We start from the raw sequence: 25,057 nt of genomic DNA on the forward strand, positions 1-25,057 counted from the left end.
ATGCGAGAAATGATCATGGATAGTGTTGGAACCCTGAGCCCTTTCAACTCACCAACGGTGAAGCTGGACAGGCTGTTTGATGCACCAGGTATTGAGATTTTTGCCAAGCTGGATTTACTGCAGCTTTCCGGAAGCACCAAGGAACGCACGGCAGGAAGCCTGATCGATTCCTTTATGCAATCGGGGCAGTTGCAACCGGGCGGAATGGTCATTGAATCAACCTCAGGAAATCTAGGCATTGCCCTGTCCCGGCAATGCGTAGTTCGCGGCATCAAATTTGTGGCGGTAGTCGATGAGAACGCGAACAAGTCTGCGTTGGACATCATGCGTGCCTACGGTGCCACGGTTGATCTGGTGGTCAACCAGCCGGACGGCAACAAGCTCGCAGCTCGCCGGCAACGGGTTGCGCAACTGCTGGCCGAGAACCCTGGGTCCGTCACCACGAACCAGTACGGTTCACCGCACAATCCTGCAGCACATTTTTCCTCTACGATGCCGGAGATCATGGAGGCGGTAGATGGCCGCCTGGACATGTTATTTGTCGCCACCAGCACTACCGGCACAATTCTAGGATGCCAAAACTATGTGCGCGAGCACGGACTTTCGACGAAGCTCATTGCTGTGGATGCCATGGGCTCGGTGCTATTCGGTGGCGAATCCGGAAACAGGCGTTTGCCCGGTCTGGGCGCAGGAATTGTTCCGGAGCTGGCATTGCAGGCGAAGCCAGATCGGGTGTTCCGGATCCCGGAAATCGACATGGTGCGTGGCTGTCGGACGCTTGCCCGCCGTGAAGGAATTCTTGCCGGCGCATCCACCGGGGCAATAGTCTCCGCCATTGGGCAGCTACTCCCGGAAATTCCCCAAGGATCACGCATTGCCTTCTTGGTTCATGATTCGGGGGTTCCATACCTGCATAGCGTGTACAACGACGACTGGGTTCGCGAACAACTGGGTGAAGAACCAGACAGCGTAGAGGCTCTGCAGCGAGAAGAGCTTTCGGCTCCATGACCCGCATAGCCATGATTGGCGGCGGCCCGAAATGCCTGTTTGCTTTGTTAGAGCTCAACGACTGCCTTGACGAGCAAATTGCCCAGGCGGTTCAGGTTGATGTTTATGACCCCTATTCACCCGGTGCCGGACGAGTCTGGAATACCGAGCAGCCACGGGAACTCAAGCTGAACGTCAACGCGCGCATTATTGATGCCTCTTCCAGCCTGTGTCCGCAGACTTTCAACCAGTGGAGGAGCGCGGATAGCTCTCGCGCGCAGGAGGATACATATCCACCACGAGCGCTGGTCGGTGAGTATCTGAGGGAGCAGTTTGAACGTCTAAAGAAGCAGGGCAATCTGCAGATAGCCCACCGAAGTTCGGCCGTCGGCAACTTGGTGCGTAGCGGCTCGTACTGGGAGGTCACCACACAACGAGGTAGTGAACTCTATGACGAGGTAGTGATCGTCACTGGGCACGGGCTTGCCGGTTACCGGGCAGAGAATTCTCCGGAAGGTTCACTTGCAGCAGCCGGGCTCACTGTAGAACGCGGGACAAACAATGTGGACGGGGTGCCGGCGGGAAGCAACGTGCTTATCAGGGGAGCGGCGCTCACCGCCTATGACGTAGTCCTGTCCCTGACCGAGGGACGTGGTGGAACCTGGGCGGCCCAAACAACGAACGGTCTGCCGGGCCTGCGTTATCTGCCTAGCGGGGATGAGCCAGAACGAATCACCATGACCTCTCGGAATAACATTCCTATGAGTCCAAAGCCTCAAAGTGTTCCGGCGAACCTGCAAAGCACTCTTGAAGCCTATAAGGAGAAAGTACTCCTGTGGGGCACCACTGATGGGGCTACCCACGAGGTGAACGTGTTGTGGCAGATCCTGCTTGCCTGTGCCAAAGACTGTGCGGAACTCAGCGGGGTTCCCGCCAGCAAGAAGTCTTTGTGGGAAACCCTGCAGACGGGGTGCTCAGAGCACATGCAAACTCTGGGCGACCCGGCCGAACAGCTGCGCAGGAGCTTGCGTGCAAACCACGGTTTGGAAACTCCCACCCACGAATGGGTCTGGGCTATCGTCTGGCCCGGGGTTTATGCCCAGCTGGTTAGCGCGCTAGCAAGAATCCCCTGGCGGACAGGGGAGCGTGAACATTTCAGCTGCTTGGCCGCAAACCTGGAACGCATGGCCTTCGGCCCACCCGAGCCCACCGCGTTTAAGCTGTTGGCTCTGTTCGATGCAGGATTGCTCAACCAAGCACTCTTTAATAAGCCGGTTGAAGCCGGTGCCGTGTTCATCGATGCCGTGACCGCGCCGGCAGGAGTGCTCGCCGGGCCGGCGCCGGATGGACACCCAGCAAGCACCTTGTTCAACGGTTTGCTTGCCCACGGCGAGGTTCTGATCCGCTCGGGGGAACGCGGATTATTGACGGATACCGACGGCACGTGCCTGAATGTGCGCGGAGAACGCAACGAGTCGCTAGCCGCCTTGGGCAGACCCACCGAGGACCCCACACTTGGGCACGACACCCTGAATCGCACGCTGCACCCGGAGTACCGGGGTTGGGCCCAAAGAATTGCACAAAAAGTCACCACCGAAAGCCAGAAAGTAGCTCATTGATGCCACCGCTGATGTACGGAACTGCCCAGCTCACCGCGCGCCTGGAACCGTGGATGGAAGACCTCTTGGCGGATCCGGTCCTCTGCCAAGAATTGATCAAGCAGTACGGGTCACCGCTGAACCTCCATGACTTCACTCCCATGAGCAGGAATATTGCCGAGCTGCGAGAAGCCGCAGCTGAACATGAAATAGATTTCCAGATCTATTTGGCGCGCAAGGCAAACAAAACGATCGGGGCCGTCGACCATGCAGCGGCGGAGGGGTGCGGCGTCGATGTGGCGAGTTTCCACGAACTCGACCAGTGCCTGAAACGAGGGGTCCCGGCAGACCGGCTGATCGTCACGGCTGCGGTCAAGTCTGCAAAGCTGCTCACATTGGCGGTGGAAAATGACGTGGTGCTGAGCCTGGACAATGTTGATGAGGCGCTGTATCTGCTGGATATTGCGGCGCAGTCCGGCCGCCGGGTTCGGGTCGCTTTGCGCCTCGCCTCCGCAAGCGCAGCCATTGCTCCCACACGGTTCGGGCTCCGTGCAGAGCAATGGTTGGAGTTTCTTGACTCCGCGGACCGAACCACGGGCTTGGAAGTGTGCGGCATCCATTTCCACCTCAATGGGTACAGCGCGCAGCAGCGGTCATTGGTCCTGACCGAATCGCTACGGCTCATCGACTCCTTGCGGGAATTGGGCCATACCCCGGAATTCGTGGACATGGGAGGCGGGATCCCGATGTCCTATCTGGATGATGCCGCGCAATGGACCGGTTTTTGGGAGGATCTTGCCGCCTTGCCCGCGGGGGATGAGTCCTTGACGTGGAAATCCGATCGGCTGGGCGCCAACGGAACCGAGCCAAGTGGCTCGGTATATCCGTACCACCAGAAATTGATCCGCGGAGAATGGCTGAATCAAATTCTTGCAAGCCATCCGGAAGGCGAACATGAATCCGTAGCGCAGATGCTCAAGCGACGCGGCGTTCAGCTGCGCTGCGAACCCGGTCGTAGCCTGCTGGACGGTTGCGGGATGACGCTTGCAAAGGTCGCTTTTGTTAAGACCCGCAGCGATGGGCTGCCGCTAGTGGGCCTGCACATGAACAGGACGCAGTGCCGTTCAACATCGGCGGACTTCCTGTTGGATCCGTTGCTGCTTCACACAGGGACGCCACGAAGCGAGCGCGCCGCACTCAGCGCGTTTTTAGTGGGGGCCTACTGCATCGAGGAAGAGCTGATCTTGCGGCGTCGTTTCGAATTCCCGCAGGGCGTTGCCGCGGGAGACCTCGTGGCATTTCCCAATACCGGCGGGTATCTGATGCATATTATCGAAAGCGCGTCGCACCAGCTGCCCCTAGCCAACAACCTTAGAAGCGGTGGCCAGGGGTGGCTTCGAGACGATATCGACTCGATGATTCTGGACTGAAATTCCTACATCACCGCGTGGGCTCCGCCGTCCACCACCAGATGTGAACCAGTGACCCATTTGGCTTCATCTGAGGCGAAATAAAGTCCGGCGTACGCAACTGCCAGTGGATCGCCCGGCTTGCCGGAGATCGTGCGTTCAACGATCGGCGCTACCGGTGCTTTATCGCCCAGCTCGGCATACATGGCCAGGATCGGTGGGGTGGCCATGACGCCGGGGCTGACGCAATTGACTCGAACGCCCACCGCGATACCCTCCGCGGCCAGCTGCTTGGTCAGCGCAATGACTGCACCCTTAGCGGCCGCGTGCGCCGCCTGCGGCAAGGCACGCGCGCCTTGGACTCCAGCCACCGAACCGATATTCACAATAGCGCCGCCGGATTTGGCCAAATGCGGCCACGCGCTCTGGCAGGCATGCCAGACCAGATCCAGCTCGTTCTGGATGGTGAAGCGGTAATCCTCACCGCTCATTTGGGCGAAGGGCGCAAATTTAGGCATGCTCGCATTGTTGTAGAGCACATCAACCTTGCCGAAGCGTTCGACGGCGCCGTTGATCCAGGCATCGATTGCCTCGCGCTTGCCCAGATCCACCGGAGCGCTGGAATCGATAGTGCCACCTTCGGCTTCGATGAGCCGAACCGTTTCCGCCGCGCTTTCCTCGTTGAGATCACAACCGACCACTGTGGCGCCTTCGCGGGCAAAAAGCCTTGCGGTTTCCCGGCCCATGCCACCGCCGATACCTGTAAGCAGGACAATTTTTCCAGCTAGACGACCATCGGTCATGATGATTTCTCCATTTACTTAGATGCCTGTAGTTGACCTTATGCAATCACCTTCTTTTCACCGGTGGAACCCGCAAGGCACCGATGGTGCAGTGCGTGCACACTTCTGTGCACGCACTGCACCATCGAGTGAGAGCTGCCCCACACGGGGGCAACTTGGCGCACCATAGAACTCACACAATAGCTTCACCTTTAGCGCTATTTAGGAGACCTGAAAAGATGAGCAATACCTCTGAGACCACTACCCGTCCGCTTCCTCCGGGCGTCACCGAAGCCGACTTGGACAACGCCTTGGCAGCTTTCGCCGAGGCCATCGGAGCCGAGAATGTCGCCACCGACGCCGAATCCCTGGAAGACTTCCAGGATCCCTTCCAGGTCCCGGGCACTGCCACCAATGTGCCCTCCGGCGTTGTCAGTCCCCGGAGCACCGAGCACGTGCAGGCGATCGTGAAGATTGCCAACCAATACAAGATCCCGCTGTGGCCCATCGGCCGCGGCAAGAACAACGGCTACGGCGGTGCGGCACCGCAGGTGCGCGGCTCGGTGATGCTCTCCTTCCGGGAGATGAATAAGGTCCTGGAGATCAACGAAGAACTCGGCTACGCCATCGTGGAGCCGGGCGTGAGCTGGTACGACCTGCATGACGCCATCGAGGCCGGCGGGCATAACCTCGTGGCCTCCATCGTGGACATCGGTTGGGGAGGGGTCGTCTCCAATACGCTGGAGCATGGGCTGACCTACATGCCGTACTCGATCGACCAGGCCTCGCACTGCGGCTTCGAGGTGGTGCTGCCCAATGGGGACCTCATGCGCACCGGCTCAGGCGCCATGGACAACAACCCGACCTGGCCGCTGTACAAGCGCGGCCTAGGCCCGACCTCTACCGAGATGTTCATGCAGTCGAACTATGGCATCGTCACCAAGATGGGCTACTGGCTGATGCCCAAGCCTGAAACGTACATGCCATTGTGGCTGCGCGTCTGGGATGAGGAGCAGATGCCAGCAGTGGTGGACGCGCTGCGCGAGCTTATGCTCGACGGCACCATCGACATGCGTCCGCAGCTGTCCAACACCCTGTGCATGGCTTCAATGCTCACCACCCGCGCCGAGTGGTACGCCGGCGAGGGCCCGATGCCGGAAGAGGTCATCGACAAGATCGCCAAGGAGATGGGACTTGGGCGTTGGATGATGCGCTTCGCGCTCTATGGCGACGAGGCCGTGGTCGACCATAACTTCGCCAAACTTGAGGCGCGTTTCCTGCAGATCCCGAGCGTTGACCTGGTGGGCCAGAAGCACGGAAAAGAGGCGTGGGAAACGCTGCCCAACCCGCACGAGCGGGTGCAGATCGGCGTACCGAGCCAGGACCTCTACAAAATGGCCGGCTGGTCCGGTGGCGAAGAGGGTGGCCACGTCGATTTCTCGCCGGTCATTCCGCTCACCGGGAAGAATGCGATTGCCGCGCAGAAGATGATGCGGGAGATGTGCGCCGAGGCGGGACTTGATTTCCTCGGCGGCATGCTCCCTATCAACGCCCGATCGACCACGTTCATCAACGTGATCGCCTTCGACACGAAGAATCCCGAACAGGTCGCCAATGCGTATGCCCTGGCCAAGCGGATGGTGGCCGAGGCTGGCAAGCGCGGTTACGGCGAGTACCGGGCGCACCTGTCCTTCATGGATCTGGCGGCAGACCAGTTCGGGTTCAACGACCACGCGCTGCGACGCTTCAACGAGACGATCAAGGACACTCTTGATCCGAATGGGATCATCGCCCCGGGCAAGTCGGGGATCTGGGGCACTCGCATGCGCGAGGCTGGATTCCCGCAGCAGATGTGATCGTGCCGGGCCGAGGAAGTCCTGCTCCCCTTAAGGGGAGCAGGACTTCACGCCGATAACGGCAGCTGCCGAGCATCGCGCGGAGCGCAGCCATGAACCTCGCGGAATGCCCTGCTGAAGCTGGCCGGATGCCGGTATCCCCACTTCGCCGCGACGGTGGCGATCGTGGTTTCCGGGGACCTTCGCAACTCGCCCACCGCACCTTGTAATCTTTGTTCGCGGATCCAGGATGACACCGCAGTGCCGGAGGATGCAAAGATCTTGTGCACGTAGCGTGTGGAGACATAGTGGGCCTGCGCGATTGACTCGGGTCCGAGTTCCGGGTCGTGCAGGTTCTCCATAACGTACCGCTGCATTCGTGCGAGCAGTACCTCGGGGCGCGAACGCGGATCGGTGATCTCCTGTGCGCCGTACATGCTCCGGACCAGGGGCAACATCATGTCCGCTGCGGCTTCGCCGTCGCGGGTAGAAAAGCCGCCGCCGCTCGTGGTGGTTCGGGCAAGTTGGGCGAGGAATGGGGTGGCATGCCCGATCAGCCGGCCCTGGCCGGACTCAACCCGTGTCGCCGAACGCCGGGTGATGCCTTCGGCCTGCGCCCCGATGAACCATTTGGGAATGCTGAAGACGAGCACCTCGAAACCCTCCCGACCCTCAAAGGTGGAAGTCCGCGACGTATCCTGGCAGGCAAGGTCTCCGGGGCGCAGGGCGCAACTGCGTTCGTCCTGTTCGATCCGGATCTCGCCCTTGGTCAACAAATAGAGCAGGATGCACTCGGGATCGGCGAGGGCGATCATGCGCTGAGTCCGGGCCACCCGGTGGGCAAGTCCTTGGATGGACTGGACCCCGATCTGCCCCATCTGACCACCGGCAAGACGGGCTTCGAAGGAAGGAGCGCCGACAGATTCGAGCTCCATCGGGAAGAAGCGTTCGGCGATTCCAGCGGACCAGTAATCCCGGCGCTCGGCGGCAGGAACCCCACGGGTGTCCAGTACGGAACTCACTTCTCCACCTGGCAGGACGTTTGGTGGGTTATCCGCAGTGCAGACAGGTACGCGCCGAACGTGGAGCAACGAGCAGCAACCGAGCCCACCGCAAATCTCCGAGTCCCTGTGACTTTTTCCAGTTTCATGATCTCCGTGGCCAAAAATACGGACACGGCACCTCCCAATCAGATTCGATCCGTTTCGTATTGAGCGTAATCTGCATCACAATGCTGCGCAAGGTGGTGATGTCACTTTGTCGGCACATGATTGTGAACGTTTCGTATTGGATTATTTTGCAAGTAGGGTTGAATCATGGCAATTAGAAGCGAAGATAGTCGTCGGGCCGTTTTGGAAGCAACGATGAAGTTGCTTGAGGGTTCGGGGCAGGACGGGTTTACGGTCCAGAAGCTCTCCATTGAGCGCATTGCCCGCGAAGCCGGCGTCAGTAAGACCACCATCTACAGGTGGTGGTCGAGCAAGGTTGCCGTGGTTATCGATACCTTCCTTGATAACCATGTTGCGCGCACCCCGGTGCGTGAGGATGTACCGGCGATCGACGCGCTCCGTGAGCACATGGCCTCGCTTGCGGAGGTCTATGCGGGCAATGAGGGCCGGCTTATTGCGCAGCTTATTGGCGAGTGCCAGCAGGACGAGGCCACGATGGCGGAGTTCAAGAAGCTTTTCTGGACCCCGCGTGCGCAGGCCACTACCTCGCTGGTGGCACGAGCCATCAACGAGGGGTCGATGCGCAAGGATCTAGATGCCCAGGTGGTCACGGAGCTGCTCTATGCTCCTATCTATTTCCGCCTGCTTTTCCAGTCAGGCCCCTTGGATGCAAAAGCCACCGACGCCATTATGCAGACGGTCCTTGAGGGACTCTCCGCCGGAAAGTGATCCTTGGAATTCCCGGAGGAACCATTGTGACTGTCGGGTCCAAGATCCAAGGGCTCGCACCGGAAATTGGAAGCGCCTGAGCGCTCCCGCTTTCGCCTGTTGTGCGACGAGTCCTTTGTACATCGCTTCGCCCTGATCCAGCCCCTTCCGTGGTTCCGTTCAATGACGGAGCGCCCTTGGGAAAGCTCTGAACCTTGTGCAATACGATACGGTTCGTATATAATTCAGTTGATGTTGGATGAATGACCTTGCTGTCCCCGGGGCATGCAGGACGAGCCATTCCGGTACTCATCCCTTCCCTGTCCGTGGAACCTGCCCGTTAGGTGGGTCGTCCACAATGAAAGGAAACACCATCGTGAATACCGCCCTCGCGCCTAATGACGCGGTCATCGTCGCCTACCGCAGGACGCCCATCGGCCGCGCCCGCAAGGGTTCGCTGGCCGCCGAGCGTCCAGAAGACCTTGCATTGGCCGCCATCCGAGGTGCGCTGGCAGCGGTTCCTCAGCTGGATCATTCCGAATTTGCCGATGCCTACGTGGGATGTGCCGTCCCTCAGGGGGCCCAGGGTGACAACATAGCTCGTCGTGTCATGGTCTTGGGGGGAATGGACAGTGTCCCGGCAGTCACTGTTAACCGCTTTTGTGCTTCTTCATTGCAGGCCGCCGCGATGGCTGCCCAGGCGGTGAAGGCAGGTGACGGTGAAGCGTTCCTTGTCGCGGGCGTCGAATCGACCAGCTCCACGCCGCCGGTGACCCAGTTCCCGCACCCCGCCTTCGCGGATGCGGCGCTCCGTGCCGACGAAGTGTTTGAATCAGGACAGGAGTGGATTGACCCCCGCGAATCCGGACAGCTTCCCAATGTGTACCTCTCCATGGGCAAGACCGCCGAGTTCGTGGCTCGGCAAACCGGCACCACGCGCCGGGACCAGGACGAATGGGCTCTGGAGTCCCAGCTCCGGGCGGAACGGGCGATCAGTTCCGGGTACTTCGCGCGTGAGATCGTGCCGGTGACCACGGCTTCCGGCCTCGTGGCCAGTGCCGATGACGGTCCCCGCCCGGGAACCACTTTAGAAGCGCTCTCCGGTCTCAAGTCGGTCTTCCATGAAAACGGAACTGTCAGCGCGGGCAACGCAAGCCCGCTCAATGACGGCGCATCCGCACTGGTGGTTATGAGTGCCAAGCGCGCGGGTGAACTGGGGTTGAAGCCATTGGCCCGCGTCCTGGGCAGTGCAGCCAGCGGACTGTCACCGGAAATCATGGGACTGGGTCCGGTGGATGCATCCACCCGTCTGTTGGCGCGTTTGGGATTGTCGATTGACGACATCGACATCGTTGAGCTGAACGAGGCCTTCGCGGCCCAGGTGGTCCCGGTGGTGCGCAAGCTCGGCGCGGATCCGGAAAAGGTCAACCCCTTTGGCGGGGCCATCGCACTGGGCCACCCCTTTGGTGCCACCGGCGCGCGGCTGGTGGGAACGCTGATCAATGGACTGCAAACCACCGACGGCTCGCTCGGCCTGGCCACGCTTTGTGTGGGCGGCGGCCAGGGCATGGCGATGGTAGTGGAGCGACTCTCATGAACCCGTCAGCACTCATTGCCGACCCGGCCCGCTCGATGCTTGAAGCCGACAGGGCCCTGGAGGGCCTCCGCATCCAGGTGCTCAGCGCCAACGAGGGACGCGCCACTGCGGTCCTGACCGTGACCCCGGATATGGCCAACGGGCATGGGATTGCCCACGGCGGGCTGGTCTTTGCGTTGGCGGACACCGCGTTCGCCATGGCCGCCAACACCTTTGGCGCCGGAATCGCGACGGCCGAGGCGTCCATCTCCTACATTTCCCCTGCCCATATCGCCGACGAGCTGGTGGCCACCGCCGAAGTCAGCTTCCATGAGGGCCGCCGGATGATTGTGGATGTGATGGTGCGCGCGGGGGATCGAACCGTAGCCATCTACCGCGGAACCGGCAGGGCGCTGCGCCCGGCCGGCTAGCAAAGTTCAAAACAGGAACAGTTAATTAGGTCAAAATGCGTGTGCGCCCGAGCTCTTTGGAGTTCGGGCGCACACGCATGGATGCCCAAAGCGCTTCGCCGGGCATCCATTGCGGATGGATGCCCGGCGAAGCGATGCCGGATCAGCTCTTGGAGCCCTTCTGGCCGGCGGTCGCCAGGTTGTCGGCAATCCCCATGAGGACCGGGGAACCGGTCGCGGCAATCAACAGGCTCTCCACCGGACGCTTGAGCTTGAGCGACACCGGCTCCTTGGTCCCAGCGAGAGCCGCCTCACGGCCCATGGCCGGGTTCTTGTGGCAGCGAACCGGCACGTTGAGGATCAGCCGGCGCAGGCATGAGTTGTCATGGTCGCACCACGTGATCTCATTCTGTCGGCCTTGGAGCACCTTGTTGGGGAAATCCGGATCGGCCAGCAGCTGCCGGGCGAGCATGATGCCGTCGGCGAATCCGGCGGTGATGGCGTCAGCGCTTTGCCGCGGGTTGTAGGTGCTGCTCAGCAGCAGGGGAACGTTGGGCATGGCGGCCCGGAATGCCTGGGGTTCTCCATGCTCGATGATTGAGCCCGATTCGGAAGAGACGTTGTTGTCCATGGACTCGTAGTTTGCATCGCTGAGGGCGATGTATCCGAGACCTTCCTTTTCGATGATTGCCGCAACCTCTGCGAACCCCTCGGGGCCCTGGCCATCGGGGAGGTGGTCGTTGACGCTCATGCGCAGGCCCACCGGGTAGTCGGCGCCGACCTCGGCGCGGATTGCCCGAATCGTGTCCACGAGGATGCGGGCGCGGTTCTCGGCGCTTCCGCCGTATTCGTCCGTTCTCCAGTTGGTTCGCGGTGAAAGGAAGGAGGAATAGAGGTAGCGCATGTGCGCACCGAGCTCGACGCCATCGAAGCCGGCGGACTTGGCCCTGAGCACGGAGGCAACGGTGGCGTTTTGGACCTCGAGGATTTCTTCCTTGGTGATCTCGTCCGGAGTGGGGTTGGTGCGCCCGCCGGGAATATACAAGCCGTGCGGCAGTCGGGGTGCTGCCATGCGGACGGGCTTGGGGCTTGCCGCACGCGTTGACCGGCCCTCGCCGGGCACGCCCATGGCGCCGAAGCTCGGGAAGATCTGGGCAAAGATGGGAACTTCATATTCGTGCACGGCGTCGACCATGCGCTTGAGGCCCGGAATGAACTTGTCGTCATCGAAACGCATCAGTGGCTGGAACGGCGCTTCCTGATTGCCGCGCTCGGTGGCAACGGTGCCGCCGATGATCAGGAGTCCGGCGCCGCCGCGTGCACGCGTGGTGAGAAACTCGATGGTCTGGTCGCTGGGGTGCCCGTCCTTGGTGGGATGGAGCACCGCCATGGGGCTGAGTACATAGCGGTTCTTAATCCTCAGGCCGTCGATTTTCCAGGAAGTGGAAAGCACCTCGGCTGCGGTGGGGGTCACGGTGGGCATTTGTTCTCCTTGAATTTTTAATGGAATCAGGATGAGGTGACTCGTCCCTTATTGCATGGTGTGGGTGTTCGTGTGGATATGGATTGCGGGAAATTCATTGGCCATCGCGCTGCATTGACCTGGGCACATCCAGCAGGCCGGGGCATCCTTGGCGGTCTTATTCGATTTGCTGAATCCGAACCTAGAACCTGTCTCGGACGTGGCGTTCGCGCCCATAGAGCGAAACCACGGCCAAGATGATGATTCCGAAGATGATCCGGCTCTGCGCTTCGGAGAGTCCATTGCTCACGATGATGGTGGACAGCAGCGTGAGGGTCAGAGCTCCGAGCAATGTCCGCGTGTAACTGCCGCGGATCGAGCCAAAGATGGTTCCGCCCACCAGGACGGCGGCCAGACCGGAGAATAGATATGGCTCGCCGATGGTCTGCGACCAGCCCGATCCGTAGGCGGAAATGAGGATGCCTGCGATGCCTGCAAGGGCGCCGGAGGCTGCGAAGACCAGTGTCCACACCACGGAGGTTCGGATTCTCGTCAGCTTGGCGGCCCGGAAGTTGACGCCCGTTGCATGGAATCGGCGCCCCGCGGCGGTGCGATTCAGGAAGATCCACATGCCCACCCCGCACAGCAGCACGATCAGGATGATCGGAGGGAACGGCATGCCGAAGGTGGTACCGCGCAGGCTTGCCAGGGACCGCAGGGCGGCCGGCGGGGCGGAGGAATAATCCCCGTCGGCGAGGAAGAGTGTCGCGCCGGTCAGTGCCGCGCCGGTGCCCAAGGTGACAACCAGCGGCTGGACGGCAAAGCGGTGGCAGATCCAGCCGATCAGGGCGCCGATGCCGCCGCAGACCAGAACCGTGATCAGCACTGCCACGATCGCCGGAACGGCGAGCTTGCCCGCGACGTTCGCCGCCATGAATGCACCGAAGAGGATGTAGCCGGGCGCTGCCAGATCCAGTCCGCCAAGGATCACCACAAGCGTCTGGCCCATAGCGGCCAGAGCAAGCAGGGAGGTGATGACCAGGATCGAGGTGACGGACCGGGGGTTTGCGATGGCGGGGATGGTGAGGAGCAGCCAGATCGCAAGCGCCAGGATGACCAGGACCTGCAGGGCAGGTACCTCGAAGACCCAGGCCTTGAACCTGGCGAAGGGCTTGGGAATCTTGACAGCGGGTGCCGGTGCCGGAGACAGGGTGTCTGCGCTCATGATACTTTCCTCTTCAAGCGGGGGGCCAGCAGCGTCGCGCCTAGCACGACGCCAAGGACCAGGACGGAGCCGTAGGCGAATTGGATGAGACTTGGGGCCACGCCCGAGGCAGTGAGCAATTGCTGCAGCAGGTAGATGGACAGCGCGCCGAAGAGCGCGCCGAGCAATCCGCCACGTCCGCCGGCCAGGCTGGTGCCGCCCAGCACCGCGGCGGCGAGCCCCAGCAGCGCATAGGTGGTGGCTAGCGATGACTGCGATGACTGCACAATGGCCGTCAAGGCGATTCCGGCGATTCCGGCGAAGAGCCCGCCGAGCGTGTAGGCCAGGATGCGCACCATCTTGATGTTCACTCCGGATCCGTAGGCGGAGACATCGCTCTCGCCGGTGGCCAAGAGATTGCTGACAAACGCGGTGCGGCACAGGGTGAACCAGATGAGTCCAGCGGCGCCGATGGTCAGCAGGGCTCCGGGGAGAATGCCGATGCCTCCGGCAAAGAGCTCGGTCCAGTTATCCGGTGCTGCCACCGGGTTCTGTGCGATGGTCAGCGACATGCCCACGAGCAGGAACAGCATTCCGGTGGTCGCTACCACCGGGTGCAGGCGCACCACGGCGATCAGAATTCCATTCAGGGCGCCGATGCCGGCGGCCACTATCAGGATGATGGGAGCAGCCACCTGCCAGTGGCCCAGTCCCGCGGGGATGAGGATGGCGACAAAGAAGCAGTTGATGAATGTGGCCAGGGGGCCGACCGAGATGTCGATGCCGCCGGCGAGGATCGAAGGCGTAGAGGCGAATCCCACCAGCACGAACGGCGCCAGCGTAGCCAGGGTGCCGGGCAGCCGGGCGGGGGAGAGGAACGAGGGGGAAACGATCAGGTTCAGCACCAGCAACACGAGTGCGAGCAATAGGGCAAAGGCGAAGGGCCAGCGCTGGAAGAGGGTCAGGAAGCGGTTCATGAGAGCACCTCTGTTTGTTGGCCGAAGTAGGCAGCGACGATTGATTCGGTGGATAGCTGCGCATGGGAAATTTCGGCAAAGACTGTTTGATCCCGGAACACCAGGGCGCGGTCAACCAAGTCCACAAGCTCGTCGACCTCGCTGGAGAGGACCACGATGCTCATGCCGGTCAAGCTCAGCCGGTCGAGGATCGCGTAGATCTCCCGCTTGGTCCCGATATCAACTCCTCGGGTGGGGTCATTGAGCAGCAGGACCTTCGGATCGGTGGCCAGCCAGCGGGCCAGCAGCACCTTTTGCTGGTTTCCGCCCGAGAGCGTTGAGATGGCATCGTGCGCCGCGCCGAAGCGCAGAGACAGCAGGTGGGCGAAGGCCTCAAATTTCCGCGAGATGCTTCGGTTGCTCAGCAACCCGCCGCGGCGGTGCTTGCCCAGGGTCGGGAGCACGAAGTTTTCCCGGATTGACATGGATTCGAACAAGGACTCGCCGCGGCGTTCGCGCGGCAGGTAGGCGACACCCAGTGCGTCCCCGTTTCGCTCGGTGAGCGCGGTGGCGCCTTCATCGATGAGCCGCTCAATGCGCCCGGACCCGGCTGCAACACCGGCAAGGCGTTTGATGAATTGGTCCTGTCCGTGGCCCTCGAGCCCCGCTAAGCCCACAATCTCCCCGGCGCGCAGTGCGAAGTCGATGGGAGCTGATTCCGGTGCAAGGCTGATGTCCGCACCTTGAAGGATGATCTCCCCGGGTTCATGTGGCTGCCGCCGGGTCGGATCGTGGCCGGTGCTTCCGGTCATGTCCGAGATCAGCTTGTTGATCGAAAGTTCCGAGCGTTCCACGGTGGAGACGGTACGCCCGGAGCGCAGGACGGTGACCCGGTCCGAGATCTCCGCTACCTCGTCCATGCGGTGCGAGATGAACAGGATGGCCGTTCCCTCGGCCGCCAGCCGGCGCATTTCAATAAAGAGCCGGTCGCGGGTGCGCACGTCCAGGGAGGCCGTTGACTCATCGAGGATGAGCACCTTGGGCTTGCGTACCAGTGCGCGGGCAATGCACAGCGATTGCCTTTCGGACAGTGAGAGCTGTCCGGCGGGAAGATCCAGCGGCAGCCCGCCGGTGATGCGCGTCAGGATATCCTCGGCGATGGTGCGCTGCTCGGCGCGGGGCAGCGCGCGGCGGAAGGTTCCGTGGGACCCGAGCCAGACGTTTTCCAGCACTGATTGGCTCCCTGCGGTGAGGACCTCCTGGAACACCGTGGCGATCCCCAGATCCATGGCAGCCCGGGGCGAGCGGCTGGTGACGGGGACACCGTCAAGGGTGAGCGTGCCGGAATCCGGGCGGTGGACGCCTCCCATGATCTTCACCAGGGTGCTCTTCCCGGAGCCGTTTTCGCCAAGGAGCGTGTGGATTTCGCCCGGACGCAGGTGCAGGTCGCCGTCGATGAGGGCGCGGGTTGCGCCGAAGCTTTTACTCACCCCGGTGAGCACCAGTCCCAGTGGTTGGTTGTTCACGGCAGTTCTCCTTGCTGGCGAAAATGTGTCATGGGTCATATTTGAAACTAGACGAATCGTATCGCATGTGGCACTCTAATTCCATACGGTACGCACCGTTTCACTCGCCAAGGAGATAAACCATGAAGAAGACCTCCTCTTTCCCACGTTTCACCACGGTTGGCGCCACGATGCTGGGCATCGGAGCCCTCGTCCTGAGCGGCTGCGGGGCATCGGCCCCGGCGGAACCCGCGGCTTCCGGCACCTCCGCACCTGCGCCGGCAGCCTCTGCCGCGGCGGGAACCTGCGGGTCCGTACCCACGGGCACGGCCAAGGATCCCAGTGGACTGCTGGCCGCTTTTCCCAAGGAAATCGCAGCGGGCTACGACCTTTACCCATACGAGATCCGCAAGTCGGCCTGGGCCGACTACAAGTCGAAGAAGACCGGGCAATTCACCGCGGCCATCGTAGGCATGCCGCCAGCCAGCCCCTTCATCGCTTCCATGTCGGAGTCAATCCGTAAGACGCTGGAGGCCAAGGGCGTCGAGATTGTCGGCGAATTCGCCCCTGACGATCCATCAAACGTCCCTCTCCAGCTCCAGCAATTCAACGAGGCACTCTCGCTGAAGCCGGATGTCATCATCTACACCGCCATCGCCCCAGAACCCTCCGTGGACCTGGCCAAGGCCGCCCATGCGGCGGGTATCCCGCTGGTTGCAGCGCAGGTTCCCATCGATTCCGAATTCGCCGTGAGCGTCACGCGCAATGTTCCATTGGCGATCGCGCAGGTTGCCGGCGGTACATTGCACTCGATTGGAGGCAAGGGCAACGTCCTGCGTGTCGAAGGCATCCCGGGCATCCCGACCTCGACGTTTGCGAACCTGGGATTCGACGCGGTCCTGGAGAACTGCCCGGACGTCAAGATCGCCGGTACGGTGACTGGCTTCTTCCAGCCGGCAACGGCCCAGACCGAGGTTCAGAAGTTCCTTGCCACCAACCCGGCCGGCGTTGACGCAGTGCTTCAGGCCGGAACGATGGGTGTGGGTATTCGCAACGCCTTCGAGGAATCGGGCATGGAGGTCCCGCCGATCGCCGACGACGGTTCTAGCCAAGGATTCTCTTCCTGGGCTCTTGCCCATTCTGACTACCCGTTCTACGGCACCACGACTCCGTCTGTGCGTACCGGTGAGGCGGTGGTCGATGTGGCCTTGCGCATTCTGAAGGGCGAGGGGCCGAAGATCAACCAGATCGTTGAACCCTCGGTGGTTGTCACCCGTGAAAACCTCGCCGATGTCGCTGACCCTGCTTGGGATGTCAATGATCTCACCGACCTGGCCGGAGCGCCGGAGGACTATCTGCCGACCGAGCGCCTGAACAACTTCTTCGTGAACCCGGGCAAATAAATGAGGGAGCGAGCCTTGAGCATGAACAATGAACCAGCACGATCTGCCGAAGGCTCGCTCTCCGAGCGCCTGACCGCTAGGCACTGGATCTACTTCAGCCTGATCACCCTGGTTCTGCTTTGTGATGGCATGGACGTCACGATCGTTGCCCATGTGTTTCCGACGCTCATCAAGGGCTGGGGTGTTTCCGTCGGTGGCGGCATCGCCTTTGTGGTCGCCGTGGGCTTTCTGTCCATGGGACTCGGCGCCGTTGTTGCAGGAGGACTGTCCGACCGGTGGGGCCGCAAGTCTGTCCTGATCGGCAGCGTTATTCTCTTCGGAGGGGCCACCGCTCTGGGGGGAACCTCCGGGGACTTCACGGCCTTCGCCTTCTGGCGGATCCTGGCTTGTCTGGGAATGGGCGCCGCGATGGCGTCCGGAAACACCTTGTTGGCTGATCTGGTCCCGGAACGGCGGCGCGCGGCGCTGGTTGCCGCCGCATACGCCGGGGTGGGGCTGGGGACAACTGTCGGTGCAATTCTGGCTGGTACCTTGATTCCCACCGCCGGATGGCGCGTGCTATTGGTGGTAGCCGGCTTGATTCCGTTGGCGGTGATCGCTGTGCTTGCCGCAGTAGTTCCCGAATCACCGGCATTCCTCTCGGCCAAGCGCCGAGTCAACGGCACCCCGTCGCTGGCCGGCAAGGGCTTGGGGGCCAGGCGGCCTGGGGCTGAAGCTTCGGTGGGCAGAGTCTTGGCCCGTCCGCTGGCGCCGACGACACTGTTGCTGTGGCTTTTTGGCTTCTTCTCCCTGGGCACCCAATTGCTGATAGCCCAGTACCTGCCGACATTGCTGCAGCTGCCTAAACCCGGGCTCGATACGGTGCAGAGCAGCACCATAGTCGGTGTCTACGGATTGGCGAGTGTTTTGGGTGGGCTGGTCCTTGGTGCCATCCTGGCCAAGGTGTCGCGTTTCCTGGCTATCGGAAGTGTCCTGGGATTGGCTGCCGTCATGGCGGTCGTAGTTTATCTTCTGCCTGATCCGGGTTTCGGTTCCCTGCTCGTTGTCTTGGGGATCACCGGATTCATCCTGCCCACGGCCTTTGGCCCCACGCGGAGCGTCTTGGCCGCCATGGCTTACCCGGCCAGCATGCGCGGTGCGGGAATCGGCGTAACGGAATTCGGCGGGCGGCTGGGAGCCGCCGCCGGCGGTGCTGCCGGCGGCACCCTGATTGCAGGAGGAATGGGACTTTCGGCAATATTCCTGGTTCTGCTGCTGCCCATTGGCCTGCTTCTGGCTTCACTGACGGGGCTTCGTGCGCAGTCACGGCGGACCCAGCTGCCGGAGCAAGCGGACGTCGATTCAAATGGCCCCGTGCCAGCGGAAGGACCCGCCGAGCGCGCGGCCGCGATGGAGTAATGGCGTCCCTGCGGAAGGGCCGCCAAGAGCCACCGATCTTCTGATGTCCTGGAGAGCAGTCCAGCTATGCGCGATTCGCCGCGTTCTGCGGATCTTCCCGGTAGTGGAAGACAACTCTCCACGGTGGATGCCGATTCGGCACCCACCGTGGAAAGCATCGTTGTGGTGGTCTGATACGCGATACGCGATACGCGTCAAGCCGCCTGAAAACCGGGCCGCAGGTTTCACGGACGAAGAAAAACGACGGCGCGTGCCAGTTGATCATGAGCGCGCCGGAATAGACCGCCGCGGAGAAGGCAGGCTTGATACGCCTCGTATCCGCGTCGTATCAATCCGGGTCAAGGCGTTGTCCAGCGGAGGTCCCGGGTATTCGATTCCGGACCTATCGCCTTGAACTCCCCTTGAATCGACAAAACACCCAACTCGGCAAACAATCTAAGGAACTCAACCCATGTTTCGTTTATTTTTCTCGCCCTTACATCGACTTGAACCATTCGTTCCCTTGCTCTTGCGACTCGCGATAGGTGCCACGCTCATTGCCCACGGTTTCCAGTTCTCGCCGGAAAAATTTGCCGCGATTGTTCAAGGCGCGTGGGGGCTGCCGTTCCCTCTTCTGATCGGCTGGTACGTGACGCTACTAATGTTTGTTGGCGGGAGCTTCATCGCGTTGGGATTCCTCACCAGGCTGGTGACAATTCCGCTGATTGTACATATGCTCCTCGCGATTTTCATGGTGGAAATCAATCGGGGGTTTGCGCCCGCAGAAAGCGGTGGCATGCAAGTTCCTGTGTTGTTGATCGCCGGCTTGTTCGTTCTCCTGGTGACAGGTCCGGGGCAGGCATCGCTCGATCGCCTGATTGGCTGGGACGGCGGATGGACGCGAAAGAGTGCTGAAGATTCACGAAAAGTTGCGTCGATGAACTGACCTATCTCTTCGAGAACCGAAACCGAGGACCCTTTTGCCGATTGACGGGCTTCACTGCGACTGCGGGGAACAGGCCGGAATCCCGGATGCGGAAGATAGACCACGGTGCGGCCCCGCAATTTCGGCAAACTGCTTCAGCTGTGCCGTCAGCTGTGCCGTCAGCGGTCCTGATGCGGCATCCTTCTCCAGCGCATTTTGCCGCATGCAAAGAAGCCCCTGGGAAAACCGAACCAATCCGGTTTGTTCTTCCCAGGGGCTTTCGTCCGCCGCTCAGCGGCGGCCTTTTCTAGGCGCGGACGCGTCCTTGCATGAATTCGGAGTCGGGGGAGTCCGTGACGGGCAGCCCTGAAGCTTCAAGGCTTGCGCGCAGCTGCTTCATGAAACGGTCCGGAAGCCGGGGCGCTGGCGAACGCAGGGCACCGCCGTTATAACCGGAGAGCCATTCCTGGTACTTCCACTGGGTGCGGTTGATAACGCTGGTGCCCGGGGTGGAAGAGGAAGACACAGCAATGTTGGCGGCTCGTGCGGGCTGGGCCTGCCAGTAAAGCTTCATGGCTTCTTCCCACTTCCCGGTGCGGGCCAGCTCGAAGGCCTTGGGGTAGTAGTCGCCCATCCAGTTGGTGTTTGCAGTGCCGGAGAACTGGACGTCCAATACCGACATGAGCGGGATCAGCTCGGCCTCGATGGGGCAGGAGATCACCACTTCGTCGCGGAAGTGGTGGTACATCTCCATGACGCCGGGGATGCCGGGGTAGCCCTGCTCTGCCTTGATGGCAACGATGCTTGGCATCGCGTCCAATACGCGGCGCACGAACTCCACGCTCATCCCGGCGGGGTGGATGCGTTCAAAGCCCCAGGCCGGCAGCGGGAAGAGCATGGTGGCCAGATCGGTTTCGTCGGTGAAGCGCTTGGTGTAGTTGAACACCTCGTCGTAGGAAGTCGGCCAGAACGATGATGGGTAGGCCAGCAGGGCACGATCGGCACCGGCTTCGGTGGCCAGGTTTGCCGCGTGGATGTTCTCCTCCAGGGTGCCGAAGATGGCATGGAAGAACAGTGCGAAGTCCGGGCCTGCGGCCTCGCGGGCGATGGCAGTGATCCGGGCGTTCTCCTCCGGGGTGACATTCGCTTCGGCGATGATCAGCGAACCGGCGTAGCCACGCTCCTTGAGGAGCAGGATGTCGTGGCGGATGGCGTTCTCGTTGATGCCTGAGAAATCAGCGGTGAAGGACGGGTGCGTTACGGCGACGGTGCCGGTGAAGTTCTGCTTGGCCCAGGCACGGGCTTCGGACTTGGTGTAATCCACCATGGTGTACTCCTTTTATTTTCTGTGAGGTGTTATTTGCGGCTGGTGACGATGCCGACGGGCAAGGTAGTGCCGATGCCCTCAGCGCGGGCGCGGTCCACTAGCATCTCGGCAACCACGATGTCCTGCAGACCGGACCCGGTTGACTTGTAGATCCTGATCCCGTGCTCCGAATCGATGTCGGTTTCACCGGAGAGGACCGAGTTGAGGGTGGCAACGAGTGAATCGACGTCGACGCCGTGGGCGCGGGCGGCGATCATATCTCCGCTGTCATTGACTACCTCGTCTCGGGAATCGACAACAACCACCGCGGCGCGGGCGATGAGTTCGGCTGGCAGCTCGCGCTGGGCTGCAGTAGTGGAACCAATGGAAACCACTGCGGTGTCAGGGCCGACCCAGTCTGCTTGCAGTGTCGGTGATTCATCGCGAGAGCGGGCTGCGCACAGGATCAGATCCGCACCGTAGGCGGCTTCGCGGGCCGAGCCAACGGCATGTGCCGGAGCGCCGAAGGCGCCGTCGAACTGCGCGGCGAAGGACTCGCGGTTGGCCGGAGTTGGTGAGTAAACGCGGATCTCGGCGAACTGGAGCACGTGGGAAAAAGCCTCCAGGTGGGAGCGCGCCTCGAAGCCGGAGCCGATCACTCCCACGATCAGCGGCCGTTGCGGCACGATCGTGGAGGTGCCCACTGCCGTGGTCGCTGCGGTGCGCAGGCCGGTGACGCGATTTCCGTCAACCAGCGCCACCAAATCCGCAGTGTCCTTGTCGAAGAGGGAAATCAGGTAGCTGACGCGCAGGCCGTCGGCGAAGGACCCGGCGATCGACTTGGCACCGAACAGCTGCCCGCTGGGCGGCACCGAAGGCATGATCCGCAACCATTCCCGCGGAGTCTGGGCGAAAATCCGACCGGGGGTTCCGGCCTCGTCGCCGGGCGCCTGGTAGGCGGCGCGGATGGCTTCGATCGCCCCGGACCAATCCGAAAGACTGGCCACATCGGCGTCGGTGAGAAAGAGTGGAAGATTCTTCGGAAGCTCGCCATTGGTGCTCACGGGGGCACTCCTTGCGTGTCGGGCAGCCGGTGGCCGCGCTGCGGATGGGGGTGGATTCATGTGCTGGAAACAAATGGTATCCGATACGAATCGTATCCTATATAGTCGTGACAGAGAACACTTCCGAAGAAAAGGATCCCATCCCATGGCAATCGCAACCATCAACCCGACCACAGGTTCGACCGAAATGATCATCGAGCCGCATTCGGCCCAGGAAGTCCAGGACCGCATTGCCGAAGCCGCCGAAGCGGCGCGCGTGCTACGTGGCACCACCTTTGCCCAGCGAGCGGCGTGGATGCTCACCGCTGCGGAGAATCTGGAAGCCCAGGCCGAGGGCCTGGGTGAAATGATCACCGTGGAGATGGGCAAGCCCATCGCGCAATCGGTGGCCGAGGTGCACAAGTGCGTCAAAGCCATGCGCTTCTATGCCGCCCAGGCCGAGGGATTCCTGGCTGATGCCCCGCTGGCAGATCCGTCGAGCGTCGGTGCCAGCCGGGCATGGACCCGCTACGAACCGCTGGGCGCCGTCCTGGCCGTCATGCCGTGGAATTACCCGCTCTGGCAGGTCATCCGCTTTGCCGCTCCGGCGCTCATGGCCGGCAACTCCGGATTGCTCAAGCACGCCTCGAACGTGCCCCAGGCCGCGATCTTCCTCGACACGCTCTTTGAACGGGCAGGCTTCCCGGTGGGTTCCTTCCGCACGCTGCTGATCGGTGGCGCCGAAGTTGGCGCAGTGCTTGCCGACCCCCGGGTCAAGGCAGTGACCCTCACGGGTTCCGAGCCCGCGGGCCGCTCGGTGGCTTCCATTGCTGCGGACCATGTGAAGAAGTCGGTGCTGGAATTGGGCGGCTCCGACCCGTTCATTGTCATGCCCTCAGCCGACGTCGCCGCTGCGGCAGCCACGGCCGTGCGCGCAAGAATCAGCAACAACGGACAGTCCTGCATTGCCGGCAAACGCTTCATCGTCCACACCGAGGTCTATGCCGCATTCGCCGCCGAATTCGCGAAGTTGATGTCGGAGCTTGTTGTCGGGGATCCGTTGGATCCGGCGACCCAGGTGGGACCGCTGGCCACGGCGTCCGGGCGTGACGATCTGGTCGAACTCGTTGAAGACGCCCGCGCCCTAGGTGCCCAGGTGCTCACCGGCGGGACCGTTCCCGAGGGGCCGGGGTTCTTCTACGCGCCCACGGTGCTCGCCGACCTGACCGAATCGATGCGCATCATCCAGGAAGAAACTTTTGGTCCAGTTGCCTCGCTGTACCGAGCGAGTGACCGCGAAGATGCCCTGCGCATCGCTAATCAGACGACTTTCGGGCTTTCCAGCGCGGTCTGGACCAACGACGCCGAGGAAGAAGCATGGTTTACCGCCGGTATTGACGCCGGCGCGGTGTTTATCAATGGCATGACCGTCTCCAATCAGGAGCTGCCTTTCGGGGGAATCAAGCGCTCCGGGTTCGGACGTGAGCTCGCCGCTGACGGCATCCGGGAGTTCTGCAATCTCAAGACCGTATGGAAGGCCTGAGCCTCAAGGCTTGGCGCGCATTCGGGTGCATTCTGAACCTTTGCCTGGCAGCGTAACTAATCCACCCTTCACGTGAAAAGAAGCGCGTTGAACGTTGTTCGGGTAGGTGAAATTCACCAGGCGTCGAGATCTATCGGCAAGTGCTCACTGATCTCGTAAATCCGTTGCCCTGGGGTATTAGCAGCAGGTGGATGCGCACTGCGAGCATGTGCTCTTCTAAGCTCGCGAAATGCGGCCGCCCGGAGCCCCGTCTGGTCGCAAGGGATCTACAAAAGATCAAGCCAATTATTGGCATGGCGAAAAGGCAGTTCGAGTTCCTCTCGGACAGCCTTGACTCTGCATTTTTAATCGAAAGGAGTGAATCAAAGTGAATACTGTCAAAGCATCGACCGTCACACCGCAAGAATTCATAGATAGCGGGGGCCTTAAAGCACGGCACTGGCTGGTCTTCGGCGTGATCGCCTTGGTCCTCATGGCCGACGGGATGGACATCACGATTGTGAGCCATGTTTTCCCATCGCTGGTCAAAGAATGGGGAGCGACCGGCACCCAGATTACCTTCATCGTCACTGTGAGCTTTATCGGAATGGGGCTCGGTGCCATCATTGGAGGGCGGATGGCTGACCGGTTCGGTCGAAAGATACTGACCGTTCTCTCGCTGATCCTGCTCGGCGTGACCACCATAGCCATGGCAACGGCACCAAATATGGAGATGTTCATTTTTTGGCGAATCGTGTCCAGCCTCGGTTTGGGCGGAGTGATGCCGGTGATCATGACCCTGTTGGCCGATTTGGTTCCTTCTGCCAACAGAGGTCAACTCGTGGCCATCGTTTCCGCGGGAATTGGACTCGGGACCACATTCGGTGCGTTCCTAGCCGGTGCCGTCATCCCCGATTCCGGCTGGCGCACCTTGATGACAATCTGCGGCATCATTCCTCTTGCTCTGATCATCCCGTTTCTTGCGCTAGTTCCTGAATCACCTGCCTGGTTGGCGGCCCGGGGATCTATGGGCCGGGCTCGACGTGCCTTGGAGAAACTCGTACCAGGCAGTCTGCCCTCGACAGTGCAACTCGTGGCTCCCGCCGTTGCCCAGAAAAACAAGGGGGCGTTCAAAACCATTCTTTCGCGACGCTTCGTGGCCGTGACCGGCCTGATATGGGCCTACGCTTTCATCGGGCTTGGTGTGCAAATGACTATCGTGCAATATTTGCCGACACTTCTGCAGGCCCCGGTTCCCGGACTGACAACGGCGCAGAGCAGTCTCGTTGTCGGGTTGTACGGTGCAGGGAGCATGGTGGGCAATATTCTGTTGGGAATGCTGCTAAGGAAATACTCCCGTTTCGGAGTGGTGGGAACATTCCTGGTGCTGTCAATAGGGTCACTAGTCATCATTGGAAGTAATCCCTCCATGGAGTTCCCTCTTTTGGTGTTGATGATGAGCCTGACAGGCCTGGTTCTTCCGACGATTCTGGGTGGTACGCAAAACATTTTCGCAACCATTGAATACCCGGCGCGGGTGCGAGCCACGGGTGTAGGATCGGCAAGCTTGGCCGGACGAGTGGGTTCGGTGGCTGGCGGGATCACTGGGGGCACTCTCCTCGGTGCGGGCCTCGGATTTTCCGGATTCTTCTTGGTGTTGGCACTGCCAGTCGCGGTGATGGTCGGCGTCGTTGGCGCCATGAGTGCAACTAAGCGGCATCACTCCGCAATCGGCATCAGCGATTCGGCAGGAGAGAATCCACAAGTCCGTTCAGACAGTTCAGCGGACCATACCGTCCCGCAGTAGCCGGCAATATCCAGGTAGCCGATACGCCATCCCAAATTGAGACTGGTCTGTAACGGCTGGCCAAGGCAAGCTC

General features: G+C 61.4%; 21 protein-coding genes. 12 read left to right on the forward strand and 9 right to left on the reverse strand.

Going from position 1 to position 25,057, the window contains the following annotated elements:
• Window positions 1-15 precede the first annotated feature (15 nt).
• From VJ369_RS13700 to VJ369_RS13710, 3 genes are read left to right on the forward strand one after another with little or no spacing between them, the layout of a single operon-like run.
• A complete protein-coding gene (locus tag VJ369_RS13700) occupies window positions 16-1,008 on the forward strand; it encodes a pyridoxal-phosphate dependent enzyme (RefSeq protein ID WP_324092626.1) in 993 nt (330 codons plus the stop codon).
• Window positions 1,005-2,606, forward strand: coding sequence for an FAD/NAD(P)-binding protein (locus VJ369_RS13705; protein ID WP_324092627.1), 1,602 nt, complete (start codon window positions 1,005-1,007; stop codon window positions 2,604-2,606). The genes VJ369_RS13700 and VJ369_RS13705 overlap by 4 nt, the downstream gene beginning before the upstream one ends.
• Entirely contained in the window at window positions 2,606-4,015 is a 1,410-nt protein-coding gene (locus VJ369_RS13710; RefSeq protein WP_324092628.1) for an alanine racemase, read from the forward strand. Before VJ369_RS13705 ends, VJ369_RS13710 begins: the two co-directional genes overlap by 1 nt.
• Window positions 4,016-4,020: 5 nt before the next feature.
• Here the strand turns inward: VJ369_RS13710 and VJ369_RS13715 are convergent, their stop codons facing one another.
• Window positions 4,021-4,797, reverse strand: coding sequence for an SDR family NAD(P)-dependent oxidoreductase (locus VJ369_RS13715; protein WP_324092629.1), 777 nt, complete (start codon window positions 4,795-4,797; stop codon window positions 4,021-4,023).
• 95 nt (window positions 4,798-4,892) lie between these two features.
• Here VJ369_RS13715 and VJ369_RS13720 point away from each other — a divergent pair, with 95 nt between their 5' ends.
• Window positions 4,893-6,632 carry an FAD-binding oxidoreductase gene (locus VJ369_RS13720; protein WP_324092630.1) on the forward strand — a complete coding sequence of 580 codons (1,740 nt, stop codon included), beginning with the start codon at window positions 4,893-4,895 and terminating at the stop codon, window positions 6,630-6,632.
• A gap of 47 nt (window positions 6,633-6,679) precedes the next feature.
• Here VJ369_RS13720 and VJ369_RS13725 read toward each other — a convergent pair whose 3' ends face one another.
• Window positions 6,680-7,633, reverse strand: coding sequence for a helix-turn-helix domain-containing protein (locus VJ369_RS13725; RefSeq protein ID WP_324092631.1), 954 nt, complete (start codon window positions 7,631-7,633; stop codon window positions 6,680-6,682).
• Between the two features lie 294 nt (window positions 7,634-7,927).
• Here VJ369_RS13725 and VJ369_RS13730 point away from each other — a divergent pair, with 294 nt between their 5' ends.
• The 3 genes from VJ369_RS13730 to VJ369_RS13740 all read left to right on the forward strand — a co-directional run bounded on the left by VJ369_RS13730 (window position 7,928) and on the right by VJ369_RS13740 (window position 10,495).
• Window positions 7,928-8,509 carry a TetR/AcrR family transcriptional regulator gene (locus VJ369_RS13730; RefSeq protein WP_324092632.1) on the forward strand — a complete coding sequence of 194 codons (582 nt, stop codon included), beginning with the start codon at window positions 7,928-7,930 and terminating at the stop codon, window positions 8,507-8,509.
• A gap of 355 nt (window positions 8,510-8,864) precedes the next feature.
• On the forward strand, window positions 8,865-10,085 hold the full coding sequence (locus tag VJ369_RS13735; protein WP_324092633.1) for an acetyl-CoA C-acyltransferase: 1,221 nt from the start codon (window positions 8,865-8,867) through the stop codon (window positions 10,083-10,085).
• Window positions 10,082-10,495 carry a hotdog fold thioesterase gene (locus tag VJ369_RS13740; RefSeq protein ID WP_324092634.1) on the forward strand — a complete coding sequence of 138 codons (414 nt, stop codon included), beginning with the start codon at window positions 10,082-10,084 and terminating at the stop codon, window positions 10,493-10,495. Before VJ369_RS13735 ends, VJ369_RS13740 begins: the two co-directional genes overlap by 4 nt.
• A 142-nt stretch (window positions 10,496-10,637) precedes the next feature.
• On the opposite strand, the gene VJ369_RS13745 is transcribed toward VJ369_RS13740, so the two are convergent.
• The 4 genes from VJ369_RS13745 to VJ369_RS13760 form a co-directional block, all read right to left on the reverse strand.
• A complete protein-coding gene (locus VJ369_RS13745; protein WP_324092635.1) occupies window positions 10,638-11,957 on the reverse strand; it encodes an NADH:flavin oxidoreductase in 1,320 nt (439 codons plus the stop codon).
• Between the two features lie 181 nt (window positions 11,958-12,138).
• Complete coding sequence (locus VJ369_RS13750; protein ID WP_324092636.1) at window positions 12,139-13,161, reverse strand: ABC transporter permease; 1,023 nt, start codon at window positions 13,159-13,161, stop codon at window positions 12,139-12,141.
• Complete coding sequence (locus VJ369_RS13755; protein WP_324092637.1) at window positions 13,158-14,117, reverse strand: ABC transporter permease; 960 nt, start codon at window positions 14,115-14,117, stop codon at window positions 13,158-13,160. Before VJ369_RS13755 ends, VJ369_RS13750 begins: the two co-directional genes overlap by 4 nt.
• A complete protein-coding gene (locus VJ369_RS13760; RefSeq protein WP_324092638.1) occupies window positions 14,114-15,622 on the reverse strand; it encodes a sugar ABC transporter ATP-binding protein in 1,509 nt (502 codons plus the stop codon). The genes VJ369_RS13755 and VJ369_RS13760 overlap by 4 nt, the downstream gene beginning before the upstream one ends.
• 122 nt (window positions 15,623-15,744) lie before the next feature.
• On the opposite strand from VJ369_RS13760, the gene VJ369_RS13765 reads away from it, so the two are divergent.
• From VJ369_RS13765 to VJ369_RS13775, 3 genes are all read left to right on the forward strand, one after another.
• Entirely contained in the window at window positions 15,745-17,004 is a 1,260-nt protein-coding gene (locus tag VJ369_RS13765; RefSeq protein ID WP_324092639.1) for a substrate-binding domain-containing protein, read from the forward strand.
• Between the two features lie 21 nt (window positions 17,005-17,025).
• A complete protein-coding gene (locus VJ369_RS13770; RefSeq protein ID WP_324092709.1) occupies window positions 17,026-18,402 on the forward strand; it encodes an MFS transporter in 1,377 nt (458 codons plus the stop codon).
• Between the two features lie 451 nt (window positions 18,403-18,853).
• Complete coding sequence (locus tag VJ369_RS13775; protein ID WP_324092640.1) at window positions 18,854-19,327, forward strand: DoxX family protein; 474 nt, start codon at window positions 18,854-18,856, stop codon at window positions 19,325-19,327.
• 51 nt (window positions 19,328-19,378) lie between these two features.
• Here VJ369_RS13775 and VJ369_RS13780 read toward each other — a convergent pair whose 3' ends face one another.
• The 3 genes from VJ369_RS13780 to VJ369_RS13790 form a co-directional block, all read right to left on the reverse strand.
• The gene (locus VJ369_RS13780; RefSeq protein ID WP_324092641.1) at window positions 19,379-19,531 is read right to left on the reverse strand and encodes a hypothetical protein; all 153 of its coding nucleotides are present in this window, start codon (window positions 19,529-19,531) and stop codon (window positions 19,379-19,381) included.
• Between the two features lie 82 nt (window positions 19,532-19,613).
• On the reverse strand, window positions 19,614-20,633 hold the full coding sequence (locus VJ369_RS13785) for a dihydrodipicolinate synthase family protein (protein ID WP_324092642.1): 1,020 nt from the start codon (window positions 20,631-20,633) through the stop codon (window positions 19,614-19,616).
• Window positions 20,634-20,662: 29 nt separating this feature from the next.
• Window positions 20,663-21,676, reverse strand: a complete 1,014-nt coding sequence (locus tag VJ369_RS13790) for an ornithine cyclodeaminase family protein (protein WP_324092643.1) — start codon at window positions 21,674-21,676, stop codon at window positions 20,663-20,665.
• A 145-nt stretch (window positions 21,677-21,821) separates the two neighbouring features.
• On the opposite strand from VJ369_RS13790, the gene VJ369_RS13795 reads away from it, so the two are divergent.
• Window positions 21,822-23,198, forward strand: coding sequence for an aldehyde dehydrogenase family protein (locus tag VJ369_RS13795; protein WP_324092644.1), 1,377 nt, complete (start codon window positions 21,822-21,824; stop codon window positions 23,196-23,198).
• A 367-nt stretch (window positions 23,199-23,565) separates the two neighbouring features.
• The gene (locus VJ369_RS13800; protein ID WP_324092645.1) at window positions 23,566-24,984 is read left to right on the forward strand and encodes an MFS transporter; all 1,419 of its coding nucleotides are present in this window, start codon (window positions 23,566-23,568) and stop codon (window positions 24,982-24,984) included.
• The last annotated feature ends 73 nt before the right edge of the window (window positions 24,985-25,057 follow it).

The organism is Glutamicibacter sp., assembly GCF_035257265.1.
GTDB lineage: Bacteria > Actinomycetota > Actinomycetes > Actinomycetales > Micrococcaceae > Glutamicibacter.